General features: G+C 75.4%; 26 protein-coding genes. 11 read left to right on the top strand and 15 right to left on the bottom strand.

Going from position 1 to position 24,422, the window contains the following annotated elements; all coding sequences use genetic code 11:
• Window positions 1–13 precede the first annotated feature (13 nt).
• The 7 genes from FGG90_RS10690 to FGG90_RS10660 all read right to left on the bottom strand — a co-directional run bounded on the left by FGG90_RS10690 (window position 14) and on the right by FGG90_RS10660 (window position 6,257).
• A complete protein-coding gene (locus tag FGG90_RS10690; RefSeq protein WP_094127243.1) occupies window positions 14–736 on the bottom strand; it encodes an HAD family hydrolase in 723 nt (240 codons plus the stop codon).
• A 46-nt stretch (window positions 737–782) separates the two neighbouring features.
• Window positions 783–2,480, bottom strand: a complete 1,698-nt coding sequence (locus FGG90_RS10685; protein WP_237583325.1) for a glycosyltransferase family 2 protein — start codon at window positions 2,478–2,480, stop codon at window positions 783–785.
• Between the two features lies 1 nt (window position 2,481).
• Complete coding sequence (locus FGG90_RS10680; RefSeq protein ID WP_094131366.1) at window positions 2,482–3,687, bottom strand: hypothetical protein; 1,206 nt, start codon at window positions 3,685–3,687, stop codon at window positions 2,482–2,484.
• A 296-nt stretch (window positions 3,688–3,983) separates the two neighbouring features.
• Window positions 3,984–4,679 carry an endonuclease NucS gene (gene nucS / locus FGG90_RS10675; RefSeq protein WP_012039553.1) on the bottom strand — a complete coding sequence of 232 codons (696 nt, stop codon included), beginning with the start codon at window positions 4,677–4,679 and terminating at the stop codon, window positions 3,984–3,986.
• A gap of 53 nt (window positions 4,680–4,732) precedes the next feature.
• Window positions 4,733–4,972: a hypothetical protein gene (locus tag FGG90_RS10670; protein WP_210433038.1), complete on the bottom strand. Its 240-nt coding sequence runs from the start codon at window positions 4,970–4,972 to the stop codon at window positions 4,733–4,735.
• Entirely contained in the window at window positions 4,969–5,229 is a 261-nt protein-coding gene (locus FGG90_RS10665; RefSeq protein WP_094127245.1) for a ribbon-helix-helix protein, CopG family, read from the bottom strand. The genes FGG90_RS10670 and FGG90_RS10665 overlap by 4 nt, the downstream gene beginning before the upstream one ends.
• Window positions 5,230–5,267: 38 nt before the next feature.
• Window positions 5,268–6,257: a DMT family transporter gene (locus FGG90_RS10660; RefSeq protein WP_337249878.1), complete on the bottom strand. Its 990-nt coding sequence runs from the start codon at window positions 6,255–6,257 to the stop codon at window positions 5,268–5,270.
• Window positions 6,258–6,377: 120 nt separating this feature from the next.
• Here FGG90_RS10660 and FGG90_RS10655 point away from each other — a divergent pair, with 120 nt between their 5' ends.
• On the top strand, window positions 6,378–6,926 hold the full coding sequence (locus FGG90_RS10655; protein WP_094127247.1) for a GNAT family N-acetyltransferase: 549 nt from the start codon (window positions 6,378–6,380) through the stop codon (window positions 6,924–6,926).
• A 47-nt stretch (window positions 6,927–6,973) separates the two neighbouring features.
• Here the strand turns inward: FGG90_RS10655 and FGG90_RS10650 are convergent, their stop codons facing one another.
• Together FGG90_RS10650 and FGG90_RS10645 are read right to left on the bottom strand one after the other, a co-directional pair.
• Complete coding sequence (locus FGG90_RS10650) at window positions 6,974–7,531, bottom strand: GNAT family N-acetyltransferase (RefSeq protein ID WP_094127249.1); 558 nt, start codon at window positions 7,529–7,531, stop codon at window positions 6,974–6,976.
• Between the two features lie 54 nt (window positions 7,532–7,585).
• A complete protein-coding gene (locus tag FGG90_RS10645) occupies window positions 7,586–8,125 on the bottom strand; it encodes a hypothetical protein (protein WP_094127251.1) in 540 nt (179 codons plus the stop codon).
• Between the two features lie 165 nt (window positions 8,126–8,290).
• Between FGG90_RS10645 and FGG90_RS10640 the strand changes: the two genes are divergently transcribed.
• The 5 genes from FGG90_RS10640 to FGG90_RS10620 all read left to right on the top strand — a co-directional run bounded on the left by FGG90_RS10640 (window position 8,291) and on the right by FGG90_RS10620 (window position 10,897).
• A complete protein-coding gene (locus FGG90_RS10640) occupies window positions 8,291–8,806 on the top strand; it encodes an ASCH domain-containing protein (protein WP_094127253.1) in 516 nt (171 codons plus the stop codon).
• The gene (locus tag FGG90_RS10635) at window positions 8,803–9,255 is read left to right on the top strand and encodes a hypothetical protein (RefSeq protein ID WP_094127255.1); all 453 of its coding nucleotides are present in this window, start codon (window positions 8,803–8,805) and stop codon (window positions 9,253–9,255) included. Before FGG90_RS10640 ends, FGG90_RS10635 begins: the two co-directional genes overlap by 4 nt.
• Before the next feature lie 23 nt (window positions 9,256–9,278).
• On the top strand, window positions 9,279–10,139 hold the full coding sequence (locus FGG90_RS10630; RefSeq protein WP_094127257.1) for an aldo/keto reductase: 861 nt from the start codon (window positions 9,279–9,281) through the stop codon (window positions 10,137–10,139).
• A 168-nt stretch (window positions 10,140–10,307) separates the two neighbouring features.
• A complete protein-coding gene (locus FGG90_RS10625) occupies window positions 10,308–10,685 on the top strand; it encodes a hypothetical protein (protein WP_094127259.1) in 378 nt (125 codons plus the stop codon).
• Complete coding sequence (locus tag FGG90_RS10620) at window positions 10,682–10,897, top strand: hypothetical protein (RefSeq protein WP_094127261.1); 216 nt, start codon at window positions 10,682–10,684, stop codon at window positions 10,895–10,897. The genes FGG90_RS10625 and FGG90_RS10620 overlap by 4 nt, the downstream gene beginning before the upstream one ends.
• Before the next feature lie 25 nt (window positions 10,898–10,922).
• Here FGG90_RS10620 and FGG90_RS10615 read toward each other — a convergent pair whose 3' ends face one another.
• Window positions 10,923–12,251, bottom strand: coding sequence for an MATE family efflux transporter (locus FGG90_RS10615; protein WP_378143452.1), 1,329 nt, complete (start codon window positions 12,249–12,251; stop codon window positions 10,923–10,925).
• A 107-nt stretch (window positions 12,252–12,358) separates the two neighbouring features.
• Entirely contained in the window at window positions 12,359–14,263 is a 1,905-nt protein-coding gene (locus FGG90_RS10610) for a MinD/ParA family ATP-binding protein (protein ID WP_094127263.1), read from the bottom strand.
• A gap of 332 nt (window positions 14,264–14,595) precedes the next feature.
• Here FGG90_RS10610 and FGG90_RS10605 point away from each other — a divergent pair, with 332 nt between their 5' ends.
• Genes FGG90_RS10605 through FGG90_RS10585 form a run of 5 tightly spaced genes read left to right on the top strand, consistent with a single transcriptional unit; the run spans window position 14,596 to window position 20,238 of the window.
• Window positions 14,596–15,282 (top strand): SipW-dependent-type signal peptide-containing protein, encoded by a 687-nt coding sequence (locus FGG90_RS10605; RefSeq protein WP_237583324.1) that lies wholly within the window; start codon window positions 14,596–14,598, stop codon window positions 15,280–15,282.
• Window positions 15,283–15,300: 18 nt separating this feature from the next.
• Window positions 15,301–16,995 carry a signal peptidase I gene (locus FGG90_RS10600; RefSeq protein ID WP_094127267.1) on the top strand — a complete coding sequence of 565 codons (1,695 nt, stop codon included), beginning with the start codon at window positions 15,301–15,303 and terminating at the stop codon, window positions 16,993–16,995.
• 25 nt (window positions 16,996–17,020) lie between these two features.
• Window positions 17,021–17,794 (top strand): hypothetical protein, encoded by a 774-nt coding sequence (locus tag FGG90_RS10595; protein WP_133065141.1) that lies wholly within the window; start codon window positions 17,021–17,023, stop codon window positions 17,792–17,794.
• Window positions 17,791–19,719, top strand: a complete 1,929-nt coding sequence (locus FGG90_RS10590; RefSeq protein WP_094127271.1) for a choice-of-anchor G family protein — start codon at window positions 17,791–17,793, stop codon at window positions 19,717–19,719. The genes FGG90_RS10595 and FGG90_RS10590 overlap by 4 nt, the downstream gene beginning before the upstream one ends.
• 24 nt (window positions 19,720–19,743) lie before the next feature.
• Window positions 19,744–20,238 carry a MarR family winged helix-turn-helix transcriptional regulator gene (locus FGG90_RS10585; protein WP_094127273.1) on the top strand — a complete coding sequence of 165 codons (495 nt, stop codon included), beginning with the start codon at window positions 19,744–19,746 and terminating at the stop codon, window positions 20,236–20,238.
• A 48-nt stretch (window positions 20,239–20,286) separates the two neighbouring features.
• Here FGG90_RS10585 and FGG90_RS10580 read toward each other — a convergent pair whose 3' ends face one another.
• The 4 genes from FGG90_RS10580 to FGG90_RS10565 form a co-directional block, all read right to left on the bottom strand.
• Entirely contained in the window at window positions 20,287–21,024 is a 738-nt protein-coding gene (locus FGG90_RS10580) for a ZIP family metal transporter (protein WP_094127275.1), read from the bottom strand.
• A gap of 56 nt (window positions 21,025–21,080) precedes the next feature.
• Entirely contained in the window at window positions 21,081–21,686 is a 606-nt protein-coding gene (locus FGG90_RS10575) for a hypothetical protein (protein ID WP_094127277.1), read from the bottom strand.
• Between the two features lie 56 nt (window positions 21,687–21,742).
• The gene (locus tag FGG90_RS10570; protein WP_094127279.1) at window positions 21,743–22,096 is read right to left on the bottom strand and encodes a biopolymer transporter Tol; all 354 of its coding nucleotides are present in this window, start codon (window positions 22,094–22,096) and stop codon (window positions 21,743–21,745) included.
• 137 nt (window positions 22,097–22,233) lie between these two features.
• On the bottom strand, window positions 22,234–24,309 hold the full coding sequence (locus FGG90_RS10565) for a PhoX family protein (protein ID WP_094127281.1): 2,076 nt from the start codon (window positions 24,307–24,309) through the stop codon (window positions 22,234–22,236).
• Window positions 24,310–24,422 lie beyond the last annotated feature (113 nt).

The following is a 24,422-nucleotide window of genomic DNA, read 5'->3' as shown; positions in this document are numbered from 1 at the left end:
CGGAGCGGACGCCTCAGGCGGCGGGACGCGCGGCCTCGGGCACCAGGATCGCCTCGAGCTCGGCGGCCGTGTCGACCACCGCGATGGTGCCGGCGGCCTCCGCCGGGCTGCCGTAGCCCCAGCCGACCATGACCGTCGGGATGCCGTGGGCGGCCGCGCCGAGCACGTCGTGCTCGCGGTCGCCGACCATCACGACGTGGTCGAGGTCCACCCCCGCGCGGCGCAGCCGGAGGAGCGCCTCCTCGATGACGTCGGCCTTCGCCGACCGCACCTCGTCCTCGCTGGCGCCGCAGACCTCGGTGAACAGGTCGGCGATGCCGTAGTGGTCGAGCACGCGCCGGGCCTGCGACTCGGGCTTGCTCGTGGCGAGCGAGAGCGGGATGCCGGCCGCGTGGATCGCGCGGAGCACGTCGGGCACGCCCGGGTAGACCGAGCTGTCGAAGACGCCGCCGCCCGCGTAGCCCTCGCGGTAGTGGGCGAGCGCGCGCTGCTGGGCCGCGTCGTCCATGCCCGCGAGGTCGCGGAAGGAGTCGAGGATCGGCGGGCCCACGTACTCGAGGAGCTGGGCCGGGCCGGGCACGGGCAGGCCCATGAAGACGAGCGTCTTCGCGAGCTGCGCCGTGATCCCGGGGGCCGAGTCGGTGATGGTGCCGTCGAGGTCGAACAGGATGCAGCTCCAGGGGGCGGAGGCGGATCCGGCTGTCGTGTCGGGCGCGGACGTGTCGGGTGCGGTCACCCGCCCACCCTACGAGCCTCGCGCGGGCGCCCGCCGGGAGCCTCCCTCACTGCTGGGTGAGGCCGTGCTCCGTCTTCTCCCAGTAGTGCGGCCGGGTGAGCAGCTGCCAGAGGCCCTTGTACGCGGCGATCGAGTGCAGGATCCAGTAGACGGGGTTCAGCAGCGACCACAGGATGAGGTGGAACGTGCCGCGCTTGAACGGCCCCATCATCGAGACGTAGACCATCACCCCGTTGCCGATGAGGAAGTTGAACAGGCTCGTCCAGAGCGCCCAGGCCGGGAAGACGGAGGCGAGGACCTCGTTCGGGATCGCCAGCGACGCGATCGTCACGAGGTAGAAGGGGATGACCCCGAGGAACGTCGCCGGGGTGCCGCCGATGAGGAGCGCGAACGCGACGAAGCGCACGATGCCGACCTCGCGGATCAGCGCGAGCGGCCGGCGGGCGTGCACGAGCGTCGTCTGCATGTAGCCCTTGATCCACCGGGAGCGCTGGCGGATGAAGTTCGGGATGGAGGTGTTGGCCTCCTCCATGGTCGTGGAGTTGATGACGCCCACGCGGTAGCCGACGGCCGAGGCGCGGATGCCGAGGTCGGCGTCCTCGGTGACGTTGTACGGGTCCCAGCCGCCGAGCTCGACGAGCGCGGCCGTGCGGAAGTGGTTCGAGGTGCCGCCGAGCGGGATCGGCAGGTTCGAGTGGTCGAGGCCCGCGAGCATGTAGTCGAACCAGTACGAGTACTCGAGCGTGAACATGCGGGTGAGGGCGTTCTCGCTCGCGTTGAAGTAGTTGAGGGCGGCCTGCACGCACACCATCAGGGGGCCGCCGCGGTCGAAGGCGACGAGCGCCTTCTTCAGCTGGTCGGGATCCGGGGTGTCCTCGGCGTCGTAGATGACGAGGTACTCGCCGGACGCGAGCGTGAGGCCCACGTTGCAGGCGCGCGGCTTGGTCTGCGGCTGGCCCGCGGGGATCGTGACGATGTGGAAGTGGGCGGGCGGATCCGCGTCCACGATCGCCTCGCGCGTCTCAGCGTCCTCCTCCTCGATGAGGATGAGGACCTCGAGCTTGTGGGCCGGGTAGTCGAGGCCGCCGAGGTTCTCGATGAGCTGGGCGACGATGTTCGCCTCCCGGAACACCGGCACGAGCACCGTGTAGACCGGCAGGTCGGCGTCGTCGAGCCGCGCGACCTCCGCGTCGGTGACGCGGTCGACCACGTCGTAGCGCGCGCCCTGCAGCGCCACCACGAACTTGAACGCGGTCGCCGCGAGGAACGCGATGCTCACGACCGAGAGCGCGCCGACCGCGGTCTGCCGCGGCCAGACGACGGCCAGCGCGACGAGCACGACGGCGGCCACCAGCGCGCCCGCCTTCTGGCCGCGCGAGAAGACGAGGCGCCCGGACAGCTCCGGGTTCGCGCGGAAGAGCCGGTTGGCGGCGTCGTCGGCCACGGCCTCGCCGCAGATGCGGAGGACGGCGTCCTTGAGCTCCCACGGGTCCACGTGGATGAGCGCGATGGGCGCGCCGAGCTCCGCGGCCAGCGCGGCCTCGAAGCCGGGATCCCGGTGCCGTCCGTCGGCGGCGACGAGCTGCCGGCCGTCGGCGAGGAGGCGGACGGGGATCCACCCCTCGGCGAGGTAGCGCTGGCGGGGGCCCTGGCGCACCGGACCCGGGTCGATGTCGTCCTGCCATGTCGGCGGCGCCGTGGTCATGTCGCGTCCGTCCGAGGGCGCGGGCTGCGTCGTGGTCATCTCAGGCCCAGCCGAGGACGCGGGCGAGGGCGCCCATCCAGTCGAGGACGACGGGCCGGTTGTAGGCGGCGGCCCAGGCGATGGCGATCTGGACGGCCGCGACGGCGGTGATCAGCACGTCGGCGCGACGCGTCGTGGCCGCCGGGAGGATCGCCATGCCCATCATCGTCATGATGAAGAAGGTGTTGCCCGCCGAGTTGGCGGGGATGAGGCCGAGGATGTAGCCGGTCAGCAGCCCGAGGAACAGCAGCGTCGAGATGAGCACGGCGCCCGGCCGCCGCACGAGGAGCGCGAGCGCCCAGCCGGACACCATCGGCGCGAGCAGCAGGAACCCGTTGAGGGTCGTCACGAGCTGCGGCACCGTGTCCCAGAGCGCCGGGTCGTAGTGGAACTGCGCCGTGAGGAACGCCAAGGGGGCGCCGAGGAAGACGAGCTGGAGGAACGCGACGGTAACGAAGGCCGAGAGCGTGGGGAACAGCAGCACGAGCACGTTCGAGGCCCGGGCGCCGCGCTGGCCGTGGCGGGCGAGCGAGATGAGCGGCGCGGCCAGGCCGACGACCACGATGTAGACGATCCCGCTCGCGCTGGAGAGGGCGGAGAACGCGAACAGCAGCCCGGCGCGGAAGCCGGCCTGGGTGTTCCGGTAGGCGACGAAGCGGACCATGTTCGTCGCCCCGACGCCGAAGGCCGCGACCCCGAGGAACGCCTCGAGGTTCGTGGTGACCATGTGGGCGAACAGGGGGTTGGCGCCGAGGGCGACCATGAACATGGCGGACTGCACGCGCGGGAAGCGGCGCTGCTGCATCGCCTGCAGCATCTGCTGGAGGAACGGGCCGGCGATGAGGGCGCCGAGGATGCCCATGCCGAGCGTGCCGCCGGGCGTGAGCGCGGCGAGGACCGTCCCGACGGGCGGGTAGAGGCTGCCGACCCAGGCGGCGTCGGCGCGGGTCCAGTCGATCCGCGCGACGCGGGCGAGGAGGTCGGCGTTGACCGTGGTCGAGGCGGGGCCCCCGACCGTGCCGGCGGGCGACCGGTCGGCGAGGAGCGCGATCACGACGAAGGGGAGGGAGAACAGCAGGCGGAGGAGCCAGCGGTTCCGGGGACGGAGGGGGTACGGATCGATGCGGACGCGGGCGGCGGGAGCTCCCGTGCCGGCGCCGGCGGCCTTCGCGGCGGCGCGGGACGCGGCGACGTCCGTCGTGGTCATGGTCGTCATGGGCGCACGCCGATGGATGCGGGCGACGCTGCTCCTGCGCCCGGGCGCGCCGGGGCGAGGCGGAGCGCGCGGCCGCGGGCCGCACCCGACTCCCTCACATCCACCCCCGAGGACACGGCGGCGAAGTGCCGCTCCTCGTCAGTATGGGCGGGTCACCGGCGGCGGGAGGCGCCCGGACGGTCCCCGGATCGTGAGCGGATAGGCGGGGTGGCGGCGGGCGTCGCGGCCGGGTGCGTCGGGCCGCAGGAGGGCGCGGCCGAGGCGGCGGCCGCGGCGGCCGCGGTGGATCAGAAGAGGCGCGAGTGCCCGTCGTCCATCCCGCGCATCGCGTCGTAGTCGAGCAGGAGGCAGCGGATGCCGCGGTCCTCGGCGAGCGTGCGGGCCTGCGGCTTGATCTCCTGCGCGGCGTAGACGCCCGTGACCGGCGCGAGGTGCGGATCCCGGTTCATCAGCTCGAGGTAGCGGGTGAGCTGCTCGACGCCGTCGATGTCGCCGCGGCGCTTGAGCTCCACCGCGACCGACTTGCCGGACGCGTCGCGCGCGAGGATGTCGACCGGCCCGATCGCCGTCATGTACTCGCGGCGCACGAGCTCGTGGCCGTCGCCCAGCAGGTGGATCTGCTCGGCAAGCAGCTTCTGCAGGTGCGCCTCCACGCCGTCCTTCACGAGGCCCGGGTCGACGCCGAGGTCGTGCGCGGAGTCGTGCAGCACCTCGTGGATCGAGACGACGAGCATGTCCGCCGTCTTCGGCTGCACGACGCGCCAGATCTCGCGGACGCCCGCGAGCGCCTGGTCGTCGTCGGGCTCGACCTCGACGATCGAGCAGGGCGGGCTCATCCAGTTCAGCGGCTTGTAGGAGCCGCCGTCCGAGTGGACGAGGAGGCTCCCGTCGGCCTTGACCATGAGGAGGCGGGTGGCGAGGGGGAGATGCGCGCTGAGGCGGCCGGCGTAGTCGACGGAGCAGCGGGCGATGACGAGACGCACCCGGCGAGCCTAGCCGGGCGTCGGAGGGGTGCGCGTCGCGGTGGGTGCGCGCCTCATGCCAGGAGCTCGAGGTACTGCGGCCGGCACCTCATCGCATGGATGACCTCCTCCGTGCCGTCGTCCCACACGAGCACGACGATCTCGAGGAGACGGGCTGCGGTGTCGAATCCCAGGCGGAGCTGACGCTGCGGTTCCTCGTCGTCGAGGGGCCCCGTGACGAGCGCGGTCGACGCCGCCGCGATCGCGTCCTCGTCCGCGATGTCGTGCTTCCGCGCGGACGGACGGACGATCACGCGGCGTGGGACCAGGCGTCCAGCGCCGCGCGGATGGCCTCGGAGCGGTTCAGCCCCTCGCGCTGCGCGCGCGCCATGACGGCCTCGAGCTCGGCGTCGGTGAGGCGCACGGGGATGACCTTCGCGGCTGACTCCCCACGGGGAGCGCGACCCCAGCGGGAGCGGAGCGCGCCGACGTCGTATCCCGCCTCCGCCTCGTCGACCCACTCGTCGACCTGGGACTCGTCGACTTCCCTGCCGTTGATGATGCGCGCCATGCGCTCATCGTATTACGGAAGCGGTCGTCGATCCATGGTCAGGCGACGGATCCGCGCGCGGCACGGCGGCGCCCCTGCGAGAGGAGCACGCCGAGGAGCACGAGGGCGGCGCCGGCGGGCTCGTTCCAGTGCAGGGTCTCGCCGAGCACGAGGATCCCGAGCGCGACGCCCACGACCGGCGTGATGTACGTGACGGTCGAGGTGGCGGTGGGGCCCCAGGCGAGCAGCACGTTCATGTTCCAGAGGTACGCGAGGCCCGTGCCGACGACGCCGAGCACCACGAGGCTGAGCACGACGGGGAGGTCGAGCGCCACGGGTCCGGTCGCGAGGAACGGGGTCGCGACGAGCATCGCGGAGGCGCCCATGCCGATCTGCATGAAGGCCGTCACGACGCCCGGGATGCCGCGGTGGGTGAGGAAGCGGCGGAGGTAGCCGAAGGTGATCCCGTAGCAGAGGGCCGCGCCGAGGCACGCGAGCTGGCCCGCGAGCTCGAGGAGCGGCTGGCCGGACGCAGCGGCCTCGGCGCTCGGGGTGAGGCGCCACGGGCCGATGATCACGACGACGCCCGCGATGCCGAGCGCGATGCCCGCGAGCTGCCGGCGGCCGAGCCTCTCGACGCGGAAGGCGAGGGTCGCGAGGAGGGCGGTCATGATCGGCGTGGTCGCGTTGTAGATGCTCGCGACGCCCGACGTGACGTGCTGCTCGGCCCACGCGAACAGCGAGTAGGGGATGGCGGATCCGACGACGCCCACCACCGCGAAGTGCAGCCAGACGACGCGCTCCTTCGGCAGCGGCAGGCGGCGGGCGGCGACGATGAGGCCCAGCGCGATCGCGCCGAGGACGAGCCGGGTCCACGACACCTGGCCGAACGACACGCCCTCGAGCGCGATCTTCATGAAGAGGAAGCTCGCGCCCCAGACCGTGCCCATCGCGGCGAACTGGACGGCGATGCGGCGGCCGCCGGGGACGGCTGGCGGGGAGGCGGGGAACGCGGATGCGGAGGGCGTCGGGGCGCCGCGGGGGGTCACGTCGTCAGCGTATCGGCGGGGTGCGGCGGCGGCGGGCCGCGCGTCGGGCCGGATCCCGGCGGACGGCAGCCGATCCCCGCTGCACGGGTCGCCGGCGCACATGCGTGGGAGGCTCGGGCGATGACGACGACGCCGGCCCCCGTGCTCGCCACGGCGCGGTTCGCGCTCGAGCCGCTGGTGGTCGCGCACGCGCGGGAGATGGTCGGGGTGCTGGCGGATCCGGCGCTGTACCGCTTCACCGGGGGCGAGCCGCCGTCGCCCGCCGCGCTCGAGGTGCGCTTCGCGCGGCAGGCGGCGGGGCGCTCGCCGGACGGGTCCGCGCGGTGGCTGGTGTGGATCCTCCGCGAGCGCGCGACGGGCCGCGCGGCCGGCTTCGTGCAGGCGACCGTGACCGACGAGGGGCCGACGCGCGTCGCGGAGGTCGCGTGGCTCGTCGGGACCGCGACGCAGGGATCCGGCGCGGCGGCCGAGTGCGCGGCGGCGATGGTGGCGTGGCTGCGGGAGCAGGGCGTCGGGGTGGTGCGGGCGAACATCCACCCGGATCACGCGGCGAGCGAGGCCGTGGCGCGGCGGCTCGGGCTCGCGCCCACGGACGCGCGCGTCGACGGCGAGGTGCGCTGGGAGTCGCGGGCGGACGACTCGGGGGCGGGGGACTCGGAGGCGGGCTAGTCGGCGGTGGATGCGGGTGCGGCGCCGGCGGACGAGCGGCGCGCGGGCTAGTCGCGGGTCGCCGCCGGGGCGAGGTCGAACGTCATCCACACGGTGTCGCCGTGCTCGGGATCCGCCGTCACCCGCCCGCTCTCCGCGAAGCCCGCCTTCTCCAGCACGCGGAGGGACGCGGCGTTCCAGCGGCGCACCGTGGACCAGAGGCGGGTGCGGCCGGTCCCGCGGGCGGCGTCGACGAGCGCGCGCGCCGCCTCCGTCGCGATGCCCTGCCCGTGCGCGTCGCGCAGCAGCTCGAAGGCCATCTCGGGCTCCTCCACCGAGGCGCTGCCGACGACGAGCCCGCAGTACCCCACGGCATCTGGCGCGTCGCGGCGCTCGACGGCGAGCAGCCCGATCCCCGTGCGGAGCGACTCCTCCTCCTGCACCACGAGGCGGTCGCGCACCTCCGCGAGCGACGGGTGCCCCGCCTCGTCGAGACGGCGGTGCGGCGGATGGCGCGGGTCGCGCTCGACCCAGAGCCGGTGGACGAGGTCGGCGTCCGCGGGTCCCAGCGGTCGCAGCCGGAGGCGGGCGGTCTCGAGGTGCACGGGGAGCGGGGACGCGGCCATGGCCTCACGCTACGTCGGTCGGATCCCGGCGTCCCGGCAGCGACGCCGAGCGGATCAGTGGACGGCCAGCTCCACCGCGAGCACCGCCGCACCGAGCACCGCGACGCCCGCGAGCACGAGCAGCTTGACGCCGAGGCCCACCCGGAGGCGGCGGACGGCGATGAGCGTCACGAGCACGAGCGTCGCCACGAGCGCGATCGAGATGATCCGGAGGGCCGCCGCGAGATCGAGCGCCCCGAGCGCGCACAGGCCGAGGACCGCCATCGGCACGGGCAGCACCCCGAGCGAGCTGGCGCAGACGTAGAGGATGTGGCCCACGTCGCGCCGGTCCGGCACCTCGCCGTCGCGCACCATCTGCGCGATGTACTCGGCGACCGACACCGCGAGCAGCGTGCCGACGACCGTGAGCAGGAGCGTCGTGGCGGCGCCGCCGACGGTCGCGTGATCCGCGTCGCGCCCGATCGCGATGGTCACCGCGAGCGCGGTGAACGTCACGTAGATCCGCTCCTTGAGCGCCTCGGACCGCTGCTCGGCGTCGGGGAGGCGGCGGCCGTGGCCGTTCCGGGCGGGCGGCTGGTGGGGATCGTCGGTCACGGGATCAGGCTAGGGGCGCGCCGTGCGCTGGGTGACGTCGGGGCACGGCGACTGCGCGCGGCCCGCTGACGGAGGCGTCGCGCGTGATGGTGTTCGTGGCTCGGGCGCGCTGACGGATCCCGCCGCGCCGCCGCCGCGGCCGGGCCGCGTGGGAGCATCGGACCCATGAGCGATGCGACCGCGCCCGTCTCCCCGCCCGACCTCGAGGCGGCCGCGCGCATGTGGGCCGCGTACGCCGAGGCGCACCCGCAGGCCGTCGCCGCCGGGCCCGAGCGCACGGTCGAGCACTTCGGCGATCACGCGCGGCTCGCCGACGAGCTGCTCGGCATCGTGCTCGCGCGCCGCAAGCGCGCGACCGCCGAGCTGGTCGCCGACTTCCTCGCGCGCGGCGACGAGGTGCCGCGCATCGGCTCGCACTGGATCGCCTGCGACAGCACCGGGGCGCCGCGCATCGTGATCCGCAGCACCGAGCTCCGCGTCGGGCCCTTCCCCAGCGCCGACGCCGACTTCGCGCGCGACGAGGGCGAGGACGACCTCTCCCTCGAGAGCTGGCGCACGCAGCACCGCATCTACTGGGAGCGCGTGAGCGCGGCCCGCGGCGCCGCGTGGTCGGAGGACGACGAGATCGTCTTCGAGCGCTTCGCCGTGGTGTGGCCGCCGGAGCATGCGGACCCTCGGTGAGGTGGACGCGGAAGGCGGCGGCGCTCGCGGCCGGCTCGGCCGTGGCGATCGTGCTGGCCGGTGGTCTCTCGGGCTGCGGCGCGCTGCGCTCGGAGCGCTGCCTGCCCGCGCCGCTCACCGCGTCCCCTGCGACGGTCGCCCCCGGCGGCACGATGACCGTCTCGAGCCCGGCCGTCGACTGCGACCTGGGCTACGGATCCGGCCGGACGCACACGATCCGCATCGTGTCGGAGGCGCCCGCGACCGGCGGCGGCAGCGCCTTCCGGGAGGGCGAGCAGTCCCGCGTGGGTGCGGACGGCGCCTTCGTCCGCGAGGTCGTCGTGCCCGATGGCCTGCCCGCGGGTCCGGCGAGCGTCAGCGTCCGGGGCAGCGCGATCGACGACTGCGACGACGGAGAGGGGTCGTGCGCGGCGTACCAGGTGGGGATCACGGTGGGGGCGCTCCCGTGACCCCGGCCCGCGATCGGACGAGGATGGACGCGATGCCTGACACCGATATCCCCACGACCACCTTCCCCGACGGCCGCACCGCCGTCGCCCTCGCGCAGGGCACCTGGAACATGGGCGACGACCGCGCCGCCCGGTCCACCGAGCTCGACGCCCTGCGCGCCGGCCTCGACGCGGGCCTCACCGCGATCGACACCGCCGAGATGTACGGCAGCGGGCGATCCGAGGAGCTCGTCGGCGAGGCCATCTCCGGTCGCCGCGACGAGGTGTTCCTCATCAGCAAGGTGCTCCCCTCGAACGCGTCCCGCCGCGGCACGGGCGAGGCCGCCCGCCGCAGCCTCGCGCGCCTCGGCACCGACCGGCTCGACCTCTACCTGCTGCACTGGCGCGGATCCCACCCGCTGGCCGACACGGTCGCCGCGATGCAGGAGCTCGTCGAGGAGGGCCTGATCCGCGCGTGGGGCGTCAGCAACCTCGACGCCCGCGCCCTCGATGAGCTGGCCGCGATCCCCGGCGGCGACGCCGTGCAGACCGACCAGGTGCTCTACAACCTCGCCCAGCGCGGGCCCGAGGCCGACGTGATCCCGTGGGCCCGCGACCGCCGCATGCCCGTCATGGCGTACTCGCCGCTCGACCAGGGCCGGCTCGCGACGGATCCGACGCTCGCCGCCCTCGCGGAGCCGCTCGGCGTCAGCGCGGGCCAGCTCGCCCTCGCGTGGGTTGTCCGCCAGGCGCCGCACGTCTTCGCCACCGCCAAGGCCGCGACGGCCGCGCACGTCGCCGAGAACCGCGCGGCGCTCGACCTCGCGATCCCGGACGAGACGCTGGAGGCGCTCGACCGCGCGTTCCCGGCGCCCGCGGGCGCGGGTCCGCTCGCGATGTACTGAGCGGCGCCGCGGCCTCGGCCCTCCCCAGGGCGTCCTGATGCCGGCCGCCCCCCTCCTCGGCCGCCGAGGTGGGGATGCCGCTCCCGCGTGCCACAGTGCGCCGTCGGCTGGCTGTTCCGCCGCCGACGCGGGCGGATGCCCGTCCGCTCGCGAGGAGACGAGGCGCACGTGATCCATGCCGAGGCGGTGACGGCGTCGGTGCAAGGCGCCGCCACGCTCTGGGCGGCGGTCATCGCCGGAGGCGCCGCCATCCTCTCGGCCGTGCTCTCCGCGATCGCCGCCCACCGCTCCGGCCGGTGGACGCAGCGCGAGCAGTGGTGGCAGCGCTTCGCCTGGGCGTGCGAGAGGTCCACCAATCCGGATCCGGGGCAGTCGGAGGTGGGCATCTCGGTCCTCACCGCCCTGATCAGCGTCCCCTGGGCCTCGGATGACGACAGCGAGATGGCGGTCGCGGTCGGGAACGCTATCGTGACCCGCGTGCGCGCGACACGGTCCGGAGACGGCGGTCGCGCGCGACGGATCCTCAGGAGGTGGTCGCTCGCATGAGCACCTACAGCGCCGAGTCCCAACGCCTCGCGCACGAGCTCGTCGCCCGCGCCGCGGAGAACCTCGCGCGGTCCGGCAAGTCCGTGTACTACGACTCGGAGGTCGGCCGGTACGTCGTCGTCGAGCCCGGGGGCGCGGCGGATGCGAGGTGGATCCGCGTCGGCCCGTCCCACCCGCCACGCGTGTCCCGCTGGGGGCGACGGCGCCGCTGATCCGCGCACGCGCGGTCGGCGCGGGTCAGGCCCGCGCGACCCCCGTCACGATCCACCGGTCGCCGCGCGCCCGCAGGCCCAGCGTGAGCGCCCGCGCGCCGATGTAGACGAGGCCGAAGGCCGCCCAGAGCGCGAGGAGGGCGGGGGTGCCCGCGACGCGGCCGGTCTCGGTGAGCCAGGCCACGAGGATCAGCGCAGGCGCGTAGATCGCGAGGTTCACGAGGCCCGCGAGGGCGAGGTAGCGGGCGTCGCCGGCGCCGATCAGCACGCCGTCGAGCACGAACACGTAGCCGGCGACGGGCAGGCCCACCGCGAGCACGAGGGTCACGGCGGTGAGCATGCGGTGGATGTCCGCGTCGCCCGTGAAGACCGGCCCGAGCAGCGGGGAGAGCGCGGCGAGCACGAGGCCGAGGACCGCGCCGAGGCCGACGCCCCACTGCACGAGGCGGCGGGATACCGCGCGGACGCGCGGCACGTCGTCGGAGCCGAGGCCGTGGCCGACGAGCGCTTGGCCCGCGATGGCGAGGGCGTCGAGCACGAACGCGACGGTCGAGAAGAGGGTGAGCGCGATCTGCAGGGTCGCGAGCCCCGTGACCCCGAGCCCCGCGCCCACCGCCACCGTGGCGAGGATCGCCGCCCGGAGCGACGCCGTGCGCACCAGCAGCCAGCCGCCGGAGGCCGCCGAGCGCGCGACGCCGCGGAGGCCGGGCCGCAGGGTCGTGCCGGTCTCGCGGGCGGCGTGCACGGCGATCAGGACGAAGACGGCGGCCATGCCCCACTGCGCGATGACGGTGCCCCACGCGGATCCGGCGATGCCGAACCCGAGCCCGTAGATGAGGAACGCGTTGAGGGCCGCGTTCGCCGCGAAGCCGGAGACGGCGACGACGAGCGGGGTGCGCGTGTCCTGGAGGCCGCGGAGGAGGCCGGTCGCGGCGATGACGAGGAGCATCGCGGGCATCCCGGCGAGCGAGATGCCGAGGTAGGTGCGCGCGGCGTCGACCACGGCGGCGGTCGCGGCCGGGTCCGCGTCCGCGCCGCCGGTGTCGGCGAGGGTGCGCACGAGCGGATCCGCGACCACGAGCCCCACGACCAGCACCACCGCGCCGAGCGCGAGCGCCAGCCACAGGCTGTCGATGCCCGCGCGGATCGCGCCCGGCCGGTCGCCCGCGCCGAGCCGCCGCGCCACGGTGGGCGTCGTCGCGTAGGCCAGGAAGACGAGGAGGCCGACGATCGTCTGCAGGATCACGCTGGCGATGCCGAGGCCCGCGAGCGGCGCGCTTCCGAGGTGGCCGACGAGCGCCGTGTCGGTGAGGAGGAACAGCGGCTCGGCCACGAGCGCGCCGAGCGCGGGCACCGCCAGCGCGAGGATCTCCCGGTCGAGCGGGCGACGGATCCGCGGGCCGCGCCCGGCGGAACCGGCCTCGCCCCCGGCCGGCCCGGATCCGCCCCCGGTCGCGCCCGTCAGCGGACCGCGTGCGCCAGGCGCTGCACGACGCCCGCGGTCGCGGCCGTGAAGGCGCGCGCCACCTCGGGGTCGAGCGACGCGAGCGAGATCGGTCCGCGCTCGGCGATGTGCGCGTCGTACGGCACCGTGAAGATCTGGGCCGGGCGGGCGTCCTCGAGGATGCGGTCGATGCGCGCGACGACCGCCGGGTCCTCCGGGCGTCCGTCGTGCAGGCGGATGATCACGGCGTTGTCGGCCAGCATCGCCGCGTGGCCGCCGAGCTCGCGCAGGAAGTCGAGCAGCGCGACGGCCTCGAGCACCGCGTCGCCCGCGTTGAGCACGGGGACGACGAGCACGTCGGTGACCTCGATCGCGCCGCGGAAGGCGGACGACGACGGCTGGTTGCCGGAGTCCATCACGCGCATCGCGTAGTACTCGTCGATGAGGCGGGAGACGCCGATCACGTCGTCGCCGGTGAGCTCGCGGCGCGGACCGACGGACGCGACGACGGAGGCGAAGCTCGTCTGCGGCGCCGTGTAGCCGGCGAGCTGGCCCGCGCTGTGGATCTCGTCGCGGTCGCGCACGAGCTCGCCCAGTCCCCGGGTCGGCTGGCCCTCGGCGCGGTAGCCGAGCGCTCCGGGATCGTCGGTGACCTCGACCACGGCGACGGATCCGCCGCGGATGGAGCCGAGCACCCCGCCCAGGATGAGGGAGGTGGGCGTCTTGCCCACGCCGCCCTTGCGGTTCGCGACCAGCACGCTGACCGCGCGCGACCACGTGGCCTGGCGGATCACGCGCTCGTCGCCCTCGCGGCGGGAGACCTCCGCGTTGGCGGCGGCCTCCTCGGCGCCCGGCGCGATCTTGAAGACCCCGCCCGTGACGCTGTTGAGGAAGCCGCGGAACCCGGTGCGCGCGACGACGGGGCCGCGCGGCGGGCGCTGGCCGGTCTGCTCGGGGAAGAGGGTGAGGGCGCTCGTGGCGGCGTCGGCGCGCGGGGTGCGCATGACGTAGCGCTGCGGATCCGCGTCGGGGAACGCCGTGAGGTCGCTGCCGGGGCGGCGGTCGTCGTCGGGCTCCTCGACGTCCACGGGAGCCGGGGGGAGGGAGGAGACGGGGTGCGGCTCGGGCGCGGAGGCCGGCGCGGCCGCCGCGGTGCGCTCGGGCATCGCCGGGGTGATCGGCACCTGGCGCGTGTCCGCCTGCTCGGCGGCGGCGGCCGACGCGGTCTCGGCGCTCGCGTCGCCCGACGCGTCGCCGTCGACCTCGCCGTCGACCTCGGCCGACGGGCGCAGCGGCATCCGGAACGGGTGCGCGTTCACGACGTGGGGCGCGGGGACGGCCCACGCGGATCCGACCGCCGGCGCGACGACCGCGTCGAAGGGGGAGGGGGCGTCGCCCGGCGCGGTGGCGCCGGCGGGGAGCTCCTCGGCCGCGTCGTCGGCGTCCTCGGCGGCGTCGACCTCGGCCTCGCGCTCGTCGTCGACGAACAGCTCGTCGAACGCGCGCGTGCCCACGACCTCGACGTCGCCGGTGTCCGCGTCGTCGTCGGTGCGGGCGCCGACCGCGCCGACGGGGAGGTCGGCCGCGTCGTCCCGCGCGTCGACGGGCTCGGCGCCGGGCGCCAGGTCGTCGATGCCGTCGGACTCGTCGTCGCCGGAGGTGGGGTCGTCCACCGCGACGGGGGCCGGGGATCCGGGACGCACGCGGTCGGGACCGAACAGCCCGCCCTCGGAGGTGCGGGGGACCGCGGGGAACGGATCCACCCAGCGGTGCGCGTCGCCCGAGCCGCCGGAGGAGCGGTTCTGCTCCATCTCCTGCTGGCGGCGACGCAGCTCGCGTCGGCTCAGGATGGGGGGCTCGGATGCGCTCGCGTCGCGCGCTGCGCCGTCGCGGGGGCCCGGGTCCTGCGTGTCGTCGGTCATGTGGCTCGCCTTCGTCGTCCCCGCCTGCGCGGACGAGGCTACCAGGGGAGCCGTTCCGGCCCGGAATCGCGGGGGAGGGACCTGCGGACCCTCGCACGGGGCACAGACCCCGCCTCGGTAGTCGGCCCCGCGGATCCCCCGCGCCACTGGGGAACGACCGGGCGGGTACCGGTTGTCCCCTCCGGGCCTCGGCGGCGGCCGATCGCGGACCTACCTTCACGATGTCGCCCGAATCGAGGCGGCGCAGGGGGCAGGACGATCCGCGAGCCGGATGCGGTGCCCGCACTATCAGGGGGATCACCTTCATGGCACTTCACGCAGAGCGTCCGCGCATGTCGCGTCGCACCAAGACCATGGCGTTCCTGTCCGGGGGCCTCGTCCTCGGCCTCGGCGTCACGGCCACCCTCGCCGCATGGACCGACTCCGAGTGGGTCTTCGGTGGCGGCAACGGCAGCGGCCCCGGCCTCGGCACCTCGACCTTCGAGGTCGAGCAGAACGTCGTCGCGCCGTTCGCCGGCACCGGATTCACGCAGAGCGAGACCAACCCCGGCCAGGACCTCACGTTCTCGCCCGGAGCCCTCGCGCTCATCCCCGGCAACACGGTCTACGCGCCCGTCGCGCTCCGCACCGTCGCGGGATCCGTCGCCGGCACGCTCCTCCTGCAGGACTCGGAGCCCGCCGCGGGCACCGCGAACGCCGCGGTGGACGCGAACAACCTCCTCCTCAACGCGCTGACCCTCCGGGTCGCGACCTCGGCGACGTCGGCCACCTGCGACGCGACGACCTTCGCCACCGCGGCCAACGTCATCGCCACCGGGCCCCTCGCCACCGCCGAGCCGACCGCGGCGCAGGTGCAGGCGCTCGCCGCGAACAGCACCTCCGTCCAGTACTACTGCTTCGAGATCACGCTGCCCACGGCCCCGACCCTGCCGACCGGCACCACGGTCGACGCGCTCCAGGGCCGCGCGGTCACGCCGGCGTGGGAGTTCGTCGGCACGTCCGTCGCGTCGGTCAACTAGCCGGATCGGACCGGGGCCATGACCGCCGAGGGCGCCGTGACGGCGACACGGAGAGGGGACCGCGACGCGCTCGCGGCCGCCCGCCGTGACGCCGTCGAGGCCGCCCGCGCGCGGTCGCGGCCCCGGCGCTCGGTCGGCGTCGTCGTGCGCGACGCCGTCATCACCCTGCTGGGGCTCGCGGGCGTGGTCGTCATCGCGTGGACCGTGCTGTCGCGGATGCTCGGGCTCTCGCTCGTGGTGCTGCTCACCGGGTCGATGGCGCCGACGCTGCCGACCGGGTCCGTCGCGATCATGGTCGACGCCGTGCCCGCCGCCGACCTGCACGTGGGCGACGTCATCAAGGTGCAGCGGCCGGGGTACGACCTGCCGGTCACGCACCGCATCATCTCGATCGGCGCGGTCACGGGCGAGGTCGAGCAGCCGTCGGCGGGGGTGGATCCGCAGGATCCGGCCGCCCGCCAGGTCGTCCTCCAGGGCGACGCGAACGAGACCGCCGATCCGGCGCCGTACGTCATCGCGTCGGCCGACCGCGTCGTGTTCGGCGTGCCGTACCTCGGCTACGCCAACCGGATCCTGCACACGCCGCTCGTGCTCGTCGGGATCGTGGGCGCGCTGCTGCTGCTGTTCATCGGGACGTCGCTGCCGTCCGGACGGAGCCGCGGCCGCCGGGTCGCCGGAGCGGACGCCGAGCCGGAGGACGGTCCCGCGGACGACCGGCACGTCGCGACCGCGGCCGCCATGTCCGCGCCGGCCCGCGCCCGTCGCTCCGCGCTGACGACGGCGGCTGCGCCGACGCCGGACGTGGCACCGGCCGTCACCGCGACGGCCCTCGACGCGTCGGCCCTCGACGCGTCGGCGGGCGGCGACCCCGCCGCCGCGCCCGCTCCGCTGAGCCGCCGCGAGGCGCGTGCCGCCGCCACGGCCGGTCGCGCCCGCTCGCGCCGCTCGGGCCACGCGGAGCGCGCCGCGCAGACGGCCCGGGAGTCGCACGCGGCCCATGCGGCCCATGCGGCCCGCGCGTCCCGCCCGTCCCGTGGCGCGCGTCCGGAGCGTGCGGAGCGCGCGGCCGACGCGCCGCGCGCCGCCCACTCCGCGCGTGCCGCCCGTCCCGCCCGTTCCGCGGATGCGCCCCGCACGACGCGCGCCGGCCGGACCGCCGAGATGCCGCCGGTCGTGGATGCCGCGCCCGCCGTGGACGCCCGACCGGTCGCGGATGCGGCGCCCGCCGTGGGTGCCCGCCCGGCCGTGGACGCTCCGGCCGCCGCCGACTCCCGTCGCGCCGCGCGCTCGAGCCGGTCCGCCGCGACGCCGCGGAACGCGCCGGCGCCGCGGGCCGCGCACTCCGCGCGCACCGCCGACGCGCCGCGCCCGTCGCGCACGGCCGACACCCGGCCGACCCGCCGGTCGTCCTTCGTCCCGCTGCCCTCGGCGGATGCGGCGAGCGCGCCGACCGTCGTGACCGGCTCCGCGGTCGCCGCCTCGTCGGACACCGCGGCTGCCGCCCAGGCCGTGCCGCCGATCGCGTCCGCCGCGCCCGCGCCCGCGCCCGCACCCGCGCCCGCGCCCGCTCCCGCACCCGCCGCCGCGCCGATGTCCGCCGCGCCCGCCGCATCCGCCGCCCCCACCACCCCTCTCGCCACCCCGCCCCTCGCCGCCGACGCGCTGCGTCCGCGCGATCGCGGGCATCGCGCGTCCGGCCGCCGTGCGCGCTGACGCGGCGCGGGCGCCCCTCCGCGGGATGCTCGCCGCCGCCGCCGTGCTCGCCCTCGTCGGCGGGCTCTCCCTGATCGGCGCCCGCGCGACCGCGGCCGTCATCGACGCGCCCGACACCGGCATGCCCGGCCGTCTCTCGCTCTCCTCGGAGTGGAGCGCCGCCTTCCTCGACGTCGCGCCCGGCGAGCCCGGCCACTGGATCATCCAGGCCGACATCGCGGACGCCGAGACCGCGACGCTCGCCGTGGAGATCCGCTCCGGCGGCGAGCTCGCCGACCTCGACCGCGGCGTGCTCCTCCAGGTCGACCGCTGCGACGACGAGTGGGTCCGCTCCCCGACCGCCCCGCCGCGCACCGCGCCCACCTGCGCGAGCGGTCCCGCGTCCGTCCTCGCGCCCACGCCGCTCCGCGCGTTCCGCGGGTCGACGGATCGCATGGACCTGCCGGACATCACGGCCGCCGCGGGCGAGCACCTCATGCTCACGGCCTCGGTGGATCCGGCCGACAGCGGCGACGAGCGGATCATGGGCCGCTCCGGCACGGTCGCCGTCGGCCTGCACGCCCAGAGCGGCGACCCCGGCGCCGCACCGGTGGCCGTGCCCGTCGCGGGTCCGTCCGCGAGCGGCACCGAGGGCTTCGCGGGGATCCTGCCGCGCACGGGCAACGCGCTCGACGTGCTGGCCCTCGCCCTCGTGGCGGTCGGCGCGCTCGGCCTCGGCCTGCTGGCGCGCGGCGGCGCGGCCCGTCGTCGCGCCGACGCGCGTCACGCCGACGTCGCCCCCGGCGAGGTGGCCGCATGACCGCCGCGCCGCGCCGCCGGGACGCGCGCCGCCGCGCCCCGCGCACGCCGCTCCTCCGCCGCCTCCTCGCGGACGGCCTCCCGGGCCTCCCCGGCCTCCGCCGCCCCGCGCTCGTCGCCGCGGCGGTCGCCGTCGCGCTCGTCGCGGGCGCGGTCACCCCGCCGGTCGTCCCGTCCGAGGCCGCCTGGGGCGACGCCGAGTGGATGAAGTCGCGCATCGCGACGGAGAACCTCACCTGCGGCACCAGCACCGGCTTCACGACCACGGCGTCCTCGCGCTTCCTCCGCGGCAGCGTGATCGGCACCAACCTCGACGCGCTCGGGAGCCTCGCCGGCCTCTCCGCCGTCGACGACGCGCGCCCGGGATCGCAGCCCACGCCCGCGAGCGCGCCGAGCCCGGCCACCGGCGTGTACGTCAACCCGCTCGTCGCGCAGGCCCTCGGCACCACCGCGACGCTCGATCTCACGGGCCTGTCCGCGGGCCTCCCCGCCGGATCCGCGGGCGCGCTCAACCAGTACGTCCGGGTCACCGAGACGGGCACGTCCGCCGCCGCGAGCGGCCTCGTCTCGAACTCGGGCGCCGTCGGGGTCACCGCGACGCCCGCCTCCGGCGCCCTGCCGGGCCGCGCGACGATCGACCTCGACCGGGTGCTCGCGAGCGTCAACGCGACGACCGGCACGTCGGCCCTCACCACCACGCGGCTCGCGCTCGGCGCGGTCGCCTCCAGCTCGGTCCTCGACTGGTGCAGCGGACGCAGGAACGCGGTGTGGGGGAACGGATCCCTGCCCGGCTCGACGCGCCAGTACGGCATCGCGGGCCTCGAGCTCACGGCCGTGAGCCCGGCCGTGCGCGGCATCAGCGCCACGACGACCACCGCCGCGACCACCGGCGTCGCCGCCGCGGCCGCGCTGCTCACCAGCGGATCCTCGACCACGACGCCCACGGGCGCGGTCGCGGACGCCATCCGCGGCACGATCCTCTCCACGCTGGGCAGCATCGGCAGCACCCTCGGCCTCACGGCGCTGACGGGCACGGTCAGCGTGACGGGCGTCGACGCGGCCGCCACGGCGGTCGCGCCCCTGCTCACGGCGCCGCTGCGGAGCGCCGACGGCAGCGTGGCGGTGGACCTCGCGACCGGCACCGTGACCGTCGACCTGGCCTACTTCCTCGGCAGGGGCGCGAACGGGCTCAACGGGAAGGCGCCGAACACGGAGATCCTCGTCGACGCGGCGACGCTCAGCACGGTGGCCGCGAGCGTCGGCGCGCTGATCGACCAGCGCAGCCTCGCCATCCGGGATGCCATGACGGCCGCGCTCCAGAAGGTCACGGTCGTCGTCGACGTGACCGCGAACGTGACCCTGCAGCCGCTCGTCGGCAGCCCGATCCCGGTCCTCGCGCTGCGGTCGCAGTTCTCGGGCACCCTCGCCGACCTCGTCGCGGGCAAGCAGTTCACGGTCACGGCGACGGCCCTCAGCCTCGGGACCCTGGGCTCGGTCGTGGCGGGGCTGCTCTCGGCGCTCGGCTTGGGATCCGTCTCGGCGCTCGGCGATCGCCTGGTGGCCTCGCTGACCACCGGGCTCGTCGCGCCCGTGCGCCAGGCCGTCACCACGGGCCTCGCGGTGCCGGTCACGAACCTCGGCACGAACCTCGCCGCCGTCTCCGCGGGCGCCGTCACGGGCGTCGGATCGCTCGTCAACGCCCTGCCGCGCGTCCTCTCGCTGCAGGTCAACGTGCAGCCGGACCAGGCCGGGGCGCCCGCCGGATCCACGTACCTCCCCGCCATCGGCCGGAGCACGAGCGCGGAGTACACCGTGACGGCGCTGCGGCTCGGCCTGCGGGTCGCCGACGCGGTGACGGGGACGCCGTTCTCGGTCACGGAGATCGCCACCTCCACGGCCGGACGCAATGCGTACCGGACCCCCTGATCCGGTTCGGTTAGGGTTCCCTTCGTGAACCCCCCGTCCTCCGGCGCCGACAGCGCTCCCGCCGCGGACGAGCGGGAGGCCGCGGTGTCGGCCGTCGCCGCCGAGCTCAGCGGCCTCCTCATGTCCATCCGCTCCCTCCGCGTCGAGGAGGCGGCCCTGTTCCACCCCGGCCTCCAGCCCGGCGCCTTCGCGGTCGCCCGGTGGCTGCGCACGGACGGGCCGGCCTCCGCGGGCGCCGTCGCGACCGGCCTCCTCATGGACAAGAGCTCCGTCAGCCGGCACCTCCGCGTGCTGCGCGAGGAGGGCTTCGTGCAGGACGAGCCGGATCCCGAGGACCGCCGCTCCACCACCCTCAGCCTCACGCCGCGCGCCGAGGAGCGCCTCGAGGCGGTGCGAGCCAGCACGCGCGGCCGGCTCCAGAACCGCCTCCACGCGTGGGACACCGACGACGTCGAGCGGCTCGCCCAGGCGCTGCGGCGCTTCAACCAGTCGCCCCGCGACCGGCCCGCGGAGGACTGAGCGGGAGCACCCCGCCCGACGGATCCGCCCTCCGTGGCCGCGCCCGGATCAGCCCGCCTGGTGCACCGCGTAGCTCGCCACGAACCCGAGCACCGTCACGAGCCCGGTGAGCGCCTGGGCCTTGCGGAACGCCTCGGGGATCATCGTGTCGCAGATCATCGCGAGGATCGCGCCGGCCGCGAACGCCATCACGACCGACTGCCCGCTCTCCGGCAGGCCTCCGAGAAGCGCGTACCCGCCGAGCGAGGAGAGCGCGCAGACGACGGCGATGGAGGTCCACAGCCCGAACACGTACCGCGCGCTCCGGCCGCTCTCCTTGAGGTCGGCCGTGCTCGACATGCCCTCGGGGAAGTTCGAGATGACGACGGCGACCAGCACGCCGATGCTGAGCGCCCCGCCGCCCGTGAGGCTGAGGCCCTGCACGGCCGTCTCGGGCACGCCGTCGAGCAGGGCGCCGAGCGCGATCCCCACGCCGGTGCCGCCCCCGCCGCCCGACTTCCCGTGGTGCTTCCGCCGGAACCCGCCGTGCTCGAGGATCTGGTCGAGCACCACGTACACGACCGCGCCCGCGACGAACCCGCCGAGCGTCGGGATCACGCCACCGCTGGCCGCCGCCTCGTCGACCAGGTCGAACGACAGCGCCGAGATGAGCACGCCCGCGCCGAACGCCATCACGAGCGCGACGACCTCCCGCGGCACCTTCACGAACCAGGCGACGAGGGATCCGACGACGAGCGACAGCCCGGACAGCAGGCCGGCGAGCCCGGCGAGGAGGAGAGGCGACATGCCTCCGAGGATGCTCCTCGCACGGGTCCCGCGTCACGTCGAGCCGCTCCACGGGATCACCGCCCCGCCGACACCCCCGCGTCGCGGAGCGCCAGGTCGGCGAGCTGGCGCACCACGCGCGGGTCGCCCGCGCGCCAGGCGGCGACCGGATCCGGGTGCGCCTTCAGCAGCGACGCCGGCTTCCGCGAGGAGAGCGCCCGCAGCGCGAGCAGCTCGGTGCCGCCGGGCGTCGAGGCGAGCGAGCGGGCCGCGGACGCGCGCCGCACGAACGAGATCCGGCGCAGCAGCCAGTGCCGCACGATGAACGCGATGGGCACGAGCGCGACGAGGAGGCCCAGCACCAGCGCGATCGTGCCGACGAGCGACTGCTGGTCGCGCCCGGCCTGCTCGAGCCCCGCGCCGATCCCGCTCGCGTCCTCGAAGGGCCCGCGCGCGGCGTCGCCCACGAGCGGCAGGCCGCCGAGGGAGTCGGCCGCGTCGGACATCGCCGTGCCGAGGCGCGTGCCGGCCTGCTCCATGCTGCGGCCGAGGTCGCCGAGCGGGCGGATGAGCGCGGCCACCGCGATCCCCAGCAGCACCGACACGACGATGCCCGCGAGCGCCGCGGTGTCGGCCGCGATCTGCCGGGCGCGGACGAGGGGGAGCGCGGAGTAGAGCTGCATGGGTCCAGCCTGGACCCGCGCGGGGCGTCGCGAGGCGCCGTCAGCCGGTGAGCCCCTCAGCCGGACGCGTCGAGCGCATCCAGGGACCGGAGCGCCTCCCGCGCCCGCTCCAGCCGCGCGTCCTCCGGCTCGTCCCACCAGCGCGGGCCGCGCTCGCCGAGGCCGCGCTTCGCGAGGCCGACCCGCTCGCGGGCGGCGGCGACCGCGTCGTCGTCGCCCCGGCGCTTCGCCGTCCCCACCCCGGAGCGGCCGCGCCCCAGGTGCGACTTGAGCGCCTCCACGACGTCGGCCGGCAGCGACGGATCCGTGCGCGGCCACCGCCGCCCGCCCACGACCAGCCAGCGCTCGTCGTCGGTCGAGCCGTCGCCGGATCCGCGTCCCGCGTCGCCGGGATCCGCGCGCTCGCTCATCCCCCGACGCTAGCCCCGCCAGGTCCCGAGGACCGGCCCAGCGCACGCACGAGGGCCGGGGCGCACGCACGCCCCGGCCCTCCGATCGGCCCCCCGATCAGCTCAGCGGGTCACCCCGCGAGCGGCTTCTCCGCGGATCAGCCGCGGAACACCTGGATCACCGACGGGCGCGGTCCGCGCCAGGCGCCCTTCGGCGGGGTGACGCCGGCCGGCACGTAGTCCGGGAAGAACGAGTGCTGCTCGGCGAATGAGCCGTCCTCGCCCGGGTGCTGCACCGCGACGAACACCATGCCCTCGGTGTCGTGCACGACCGGGCCGCAGGTCTCCGCCTCGGTGGGCACGGAGAGGAACTGCTGCACGTGGCCGCGCTCGGCGCCCTCGACGGGGACCTTGAACAGGCCGTCGTTGAGGCCGATGGTGCTCGGGGCGCCGTCGGTGGAGATCCAGAGATTGCCCTCGGAGTCGAACGCGACGTTGTCCGGGCAGCTGATGGGCGAGACCTTGTCCTTCGGGAAGCCCGCGAAGTACGTCGACTCGTTCTTCGCCGGGTCGCCCGCGACGAGCAGCAGGTTCCACGTGAAGGTCGTGGAGCGGGCGTCGCCGCCGTCCTCGGTGATCTCCACGATGTGTCCGTCGCGGTTGGTCGTCCTCGGGTTCATCTCCGTGGCGCCCTCCTTGCCGGCCTTGCCGCGGTCGGTGTTGTTGGTGCAGGCGACGTAGATCTTGCCGGTGACGGGGCTCGGCTGGACGTCCTCGCAGCGGTCCATCTTCGTGGCGCCCGCGGCGTCGGCGACGAGGCGCGTGTGCACGAGCGCCTCCTCGGTGGTGAAGCCGGGCACCTGGCAGACGCCGTCGATCACCAGCGGGATCCACTGGCCGATGCCGTCGAACGAGCCGTCGGACGGGAGCTGGCCGGTGCCGGTGATCTCCGCGACGGGCGAGTCGCCCGTGAAGCGCGCCACGTAGAGCGCGCCGCGGGTGAGCAGCTGCTTGTTCTTGCGGCGGTCCTGGCGCGAGGTGCCGACGACCATCGTGTCGTGCGACACGAACTTGTAGAGGTAGTCGAAGCGCTCGTCGTCGCCCATGTACGCGGCGACGTGGCCGCTCTTCCCGAGGATGACGTTCGCGCCCTCGTGCTTGAAGCGGCCGAGCGCGGTGTGCTTGACGGGCGCCTCGCCGGGCTCGAACGGGTCGACCTCGACGATCCAGCCGAAGCGGTTCGGCTCGTTCTCGTAGCCGGCCGTGCGCGCGTCGAAGCGGGGATCGATGGCCTCCCAGCCGCGGGTCGTCGCCTTGTCGGCGAGGCCGTAGCGCTTGTCGGCGGCGGAGGTGCCGGCGGTGCGGAAGTAGCCGTTGAAGTTCTCCTCGCCGGAGAGCACGGTGCCCCACGGGGTGGTGCCGCCGGCGCAGTTGCCGAGCGTGCCGAGGATGCGCGTGCCCTTCGGGTCGTCCTTGGTGCGCAGCGACGCGGATCCGGCGGCCGGGCCCGACACGGTGAAGGGCGTGTCCGCGGTGATGCGGCGGTTGCGGTGGTGGCCGATCGTGTAGGTCCACGGCTGGCCGACCGTCTTGCGGCGGAGCGCGACGACGGACATGCCGTGCGAGGCCTTGCCGATGCGGCGCTGCTCGTCGAGCTCGGCGGCGTCCGCGGCCGGCGGGAACATGATGTTCTCGTTGGTGTACTCGTGGTTGGCGACGAGGAGCGCCTCCTTGTTCCGCGAGTTGACCGGGATGATGTCGAGGTAGTCGTTGTTGTAGCCGAACTGGCGGGCGGCGAGCTTGGCCGTCTGGTTGTCGGCGTCGAAGTCGTCGGCGTAGCTGAAGAGCGGGTCGCCCCAGCGGATGATCGGCTGCCAGCGGTACCCGGTCGGCACGGTGAACTGGTCGACGGCGGCGTCGACGGGCGTGATCGCGGTGAAGGGCAGGTTCGACGCGGCCTGCGCGGCGGCGGCCTCGGCGCCGGGAGCCGCGGCGTTCTGCGCCACGAGGATCGCGAGAGCCCCCGCGCCCGCGCCGCCGAGCAGCGTGCGGCGCGAGAGGGCGCGGCCCGCGATGTCGCGGAAGTAGGAGTTGTCGGTCACGTTCGGGACGGGCTTGGTGCACGCGTCGTCGCACTTGAGGTGGCAGGTGACGGTGCTGCGCTTGCCGCGGGCGTGGGGATCGCGCGACAGGACCGGCAGGAGCCGGTGGTGGGTCTCACGGGTGAGGGTCATGTGGGGTCTCCATCGATCTCGGGCGCCTGCTGCCGGGTACCGGCGGACGCATCACACTCGAAAGGTATTCACGCCCCCGAGCGCGCCCCCGACCGCACGGTGGACGCGGGGTG

Source organism: Clavibacter michiganensis subsp. tessellarius (assembly GCF_021922985.1).
GTDB lineage: Bacteria > Actinomycetota > Actinomycetes > Actinomycetales > Microbacteriaceae > Clavibacter > Clavibacter tessellarius.
Note: the sequence above shows the minus strand (reverse complement) of the source record. Positions and strands in the feature narration are given on the sequence as shown.

Coding starts and splice junctions, on each gene's coding strand:
- FGG90_RS10640 (WP_094127253.1), top strand. CDS start 8,291: ATGAGCGATGCGACCGCGCCCGTCTCCCCGCCCGACCTCGAGGCGGCC.
- FGG90_RS10680 (WP_094131366.1), bottom strand. CDS start 3,687: ATGACCACGACGGACGTCGCCGCGTCCCGCGCCGCCGCGAAGGCCGCC.
- FGG90_RS10655 (WP_094127247.1), top strand. CDS start 6,378: ATGACGACGACGCCGGCCCCCGTGCTCGCCACGGCGCGGTTCGCGCTC.
- FGG90_RS10620 (WP_094127261.1), top strand. CDS start 10,682: ATGAGCACCTACAGCGCCGAGTCCCAACGCCTCGCGCACGAGCTCGTC.
- FGG90_RS10600 (WP_094127267.1), top strand. CDS start 15,301: ATGACCGCCGAGGGCGCCGTGACGGCGACACGGAGAGGGGACCGCGAC.
- FGG90_RS10605 (WP_237583324.1), top strand. CDS start 14,596: ATGTCGCGTCGCACCAAGACCATGGCGTTCCTGTCCGGGGGCCTCGTC.
- FGG90_RS10630 (WP_094127257.1), top strand. CDS start 9,279: ATGGACGCGATGCCTGACACCGATATCCCCACGACCACCTTCCCCGAC.
- FGG90_RS10595 (WP_133065141.1), top strand. CDS start 17,021: ATGCTCGCCGCCGCCGCCGTGCTCGCCCTCGTCGGCGGGCTCTCCCTG.
- FGG90_RS10580 (WP_094127275.1), bottom strand. CDS start 21,024: ATGTCGCCTCTCCTCCTCGCCGGGCTCGCCGGCCTGCTGTCCGGGCTG.
- FGG90_RS10650 (WP_094127249.1), bottom strand. CDS start 7,531: ATGGCCGCGTCCCCGCTCCCCGTGCACCTCGAGACCGCCCGCCTCCGG.
- FGG90_RS10590 (WP_094127271.1), top strand. CDS start 17,791: ATGACCGCCGCGCCGCGCCGCCGGGACGCGCGCCGCCGCGCCCCGCGC.
- FGG90_RS10610 (WP_094127263.1), bottom strand. CDS start 14,263: ATGACCGACGACACGCAGGACCCGGGCCCCCGCGACGGCGCAGCGCGC.
- FGG90_RS10575 (WP_094127277.1), bottom strand. CDS start 21,686: ATGCAGCTCTACTCCGCGCTCCCCCTCGTCCGCGCCCGGCAGATCGCG.
- FGG90_RS10665 (WP_094127245.1), bottom strand. CDS start 5,229: ATGGCGCGCATCATCAACGGCAGGGAAGTCGACGAGTCCCAGGTCGAC.
- FGG90_RS10570 (WP_094127279.1), bottom strand. CDS start 22,096: ATGAGCGAGCGCGCGGATCCCGGCGACGCGGGACGCGGATCCGGCGAC.
- FGG90_RS10685 (WP_237583325.1), bottom strand. CDS start 2,480: ATGACCACGACGCAGCCCGCGCCCTCGGACGGACGCGACATGACCACG.
- FGG90_RS10565 (WP_094127281.1), bottom strand. CDS start 24,309: ATGACCCTCACCCGTGAGACCCACCACCGGCTCCTGCCGGTCCTGTCG.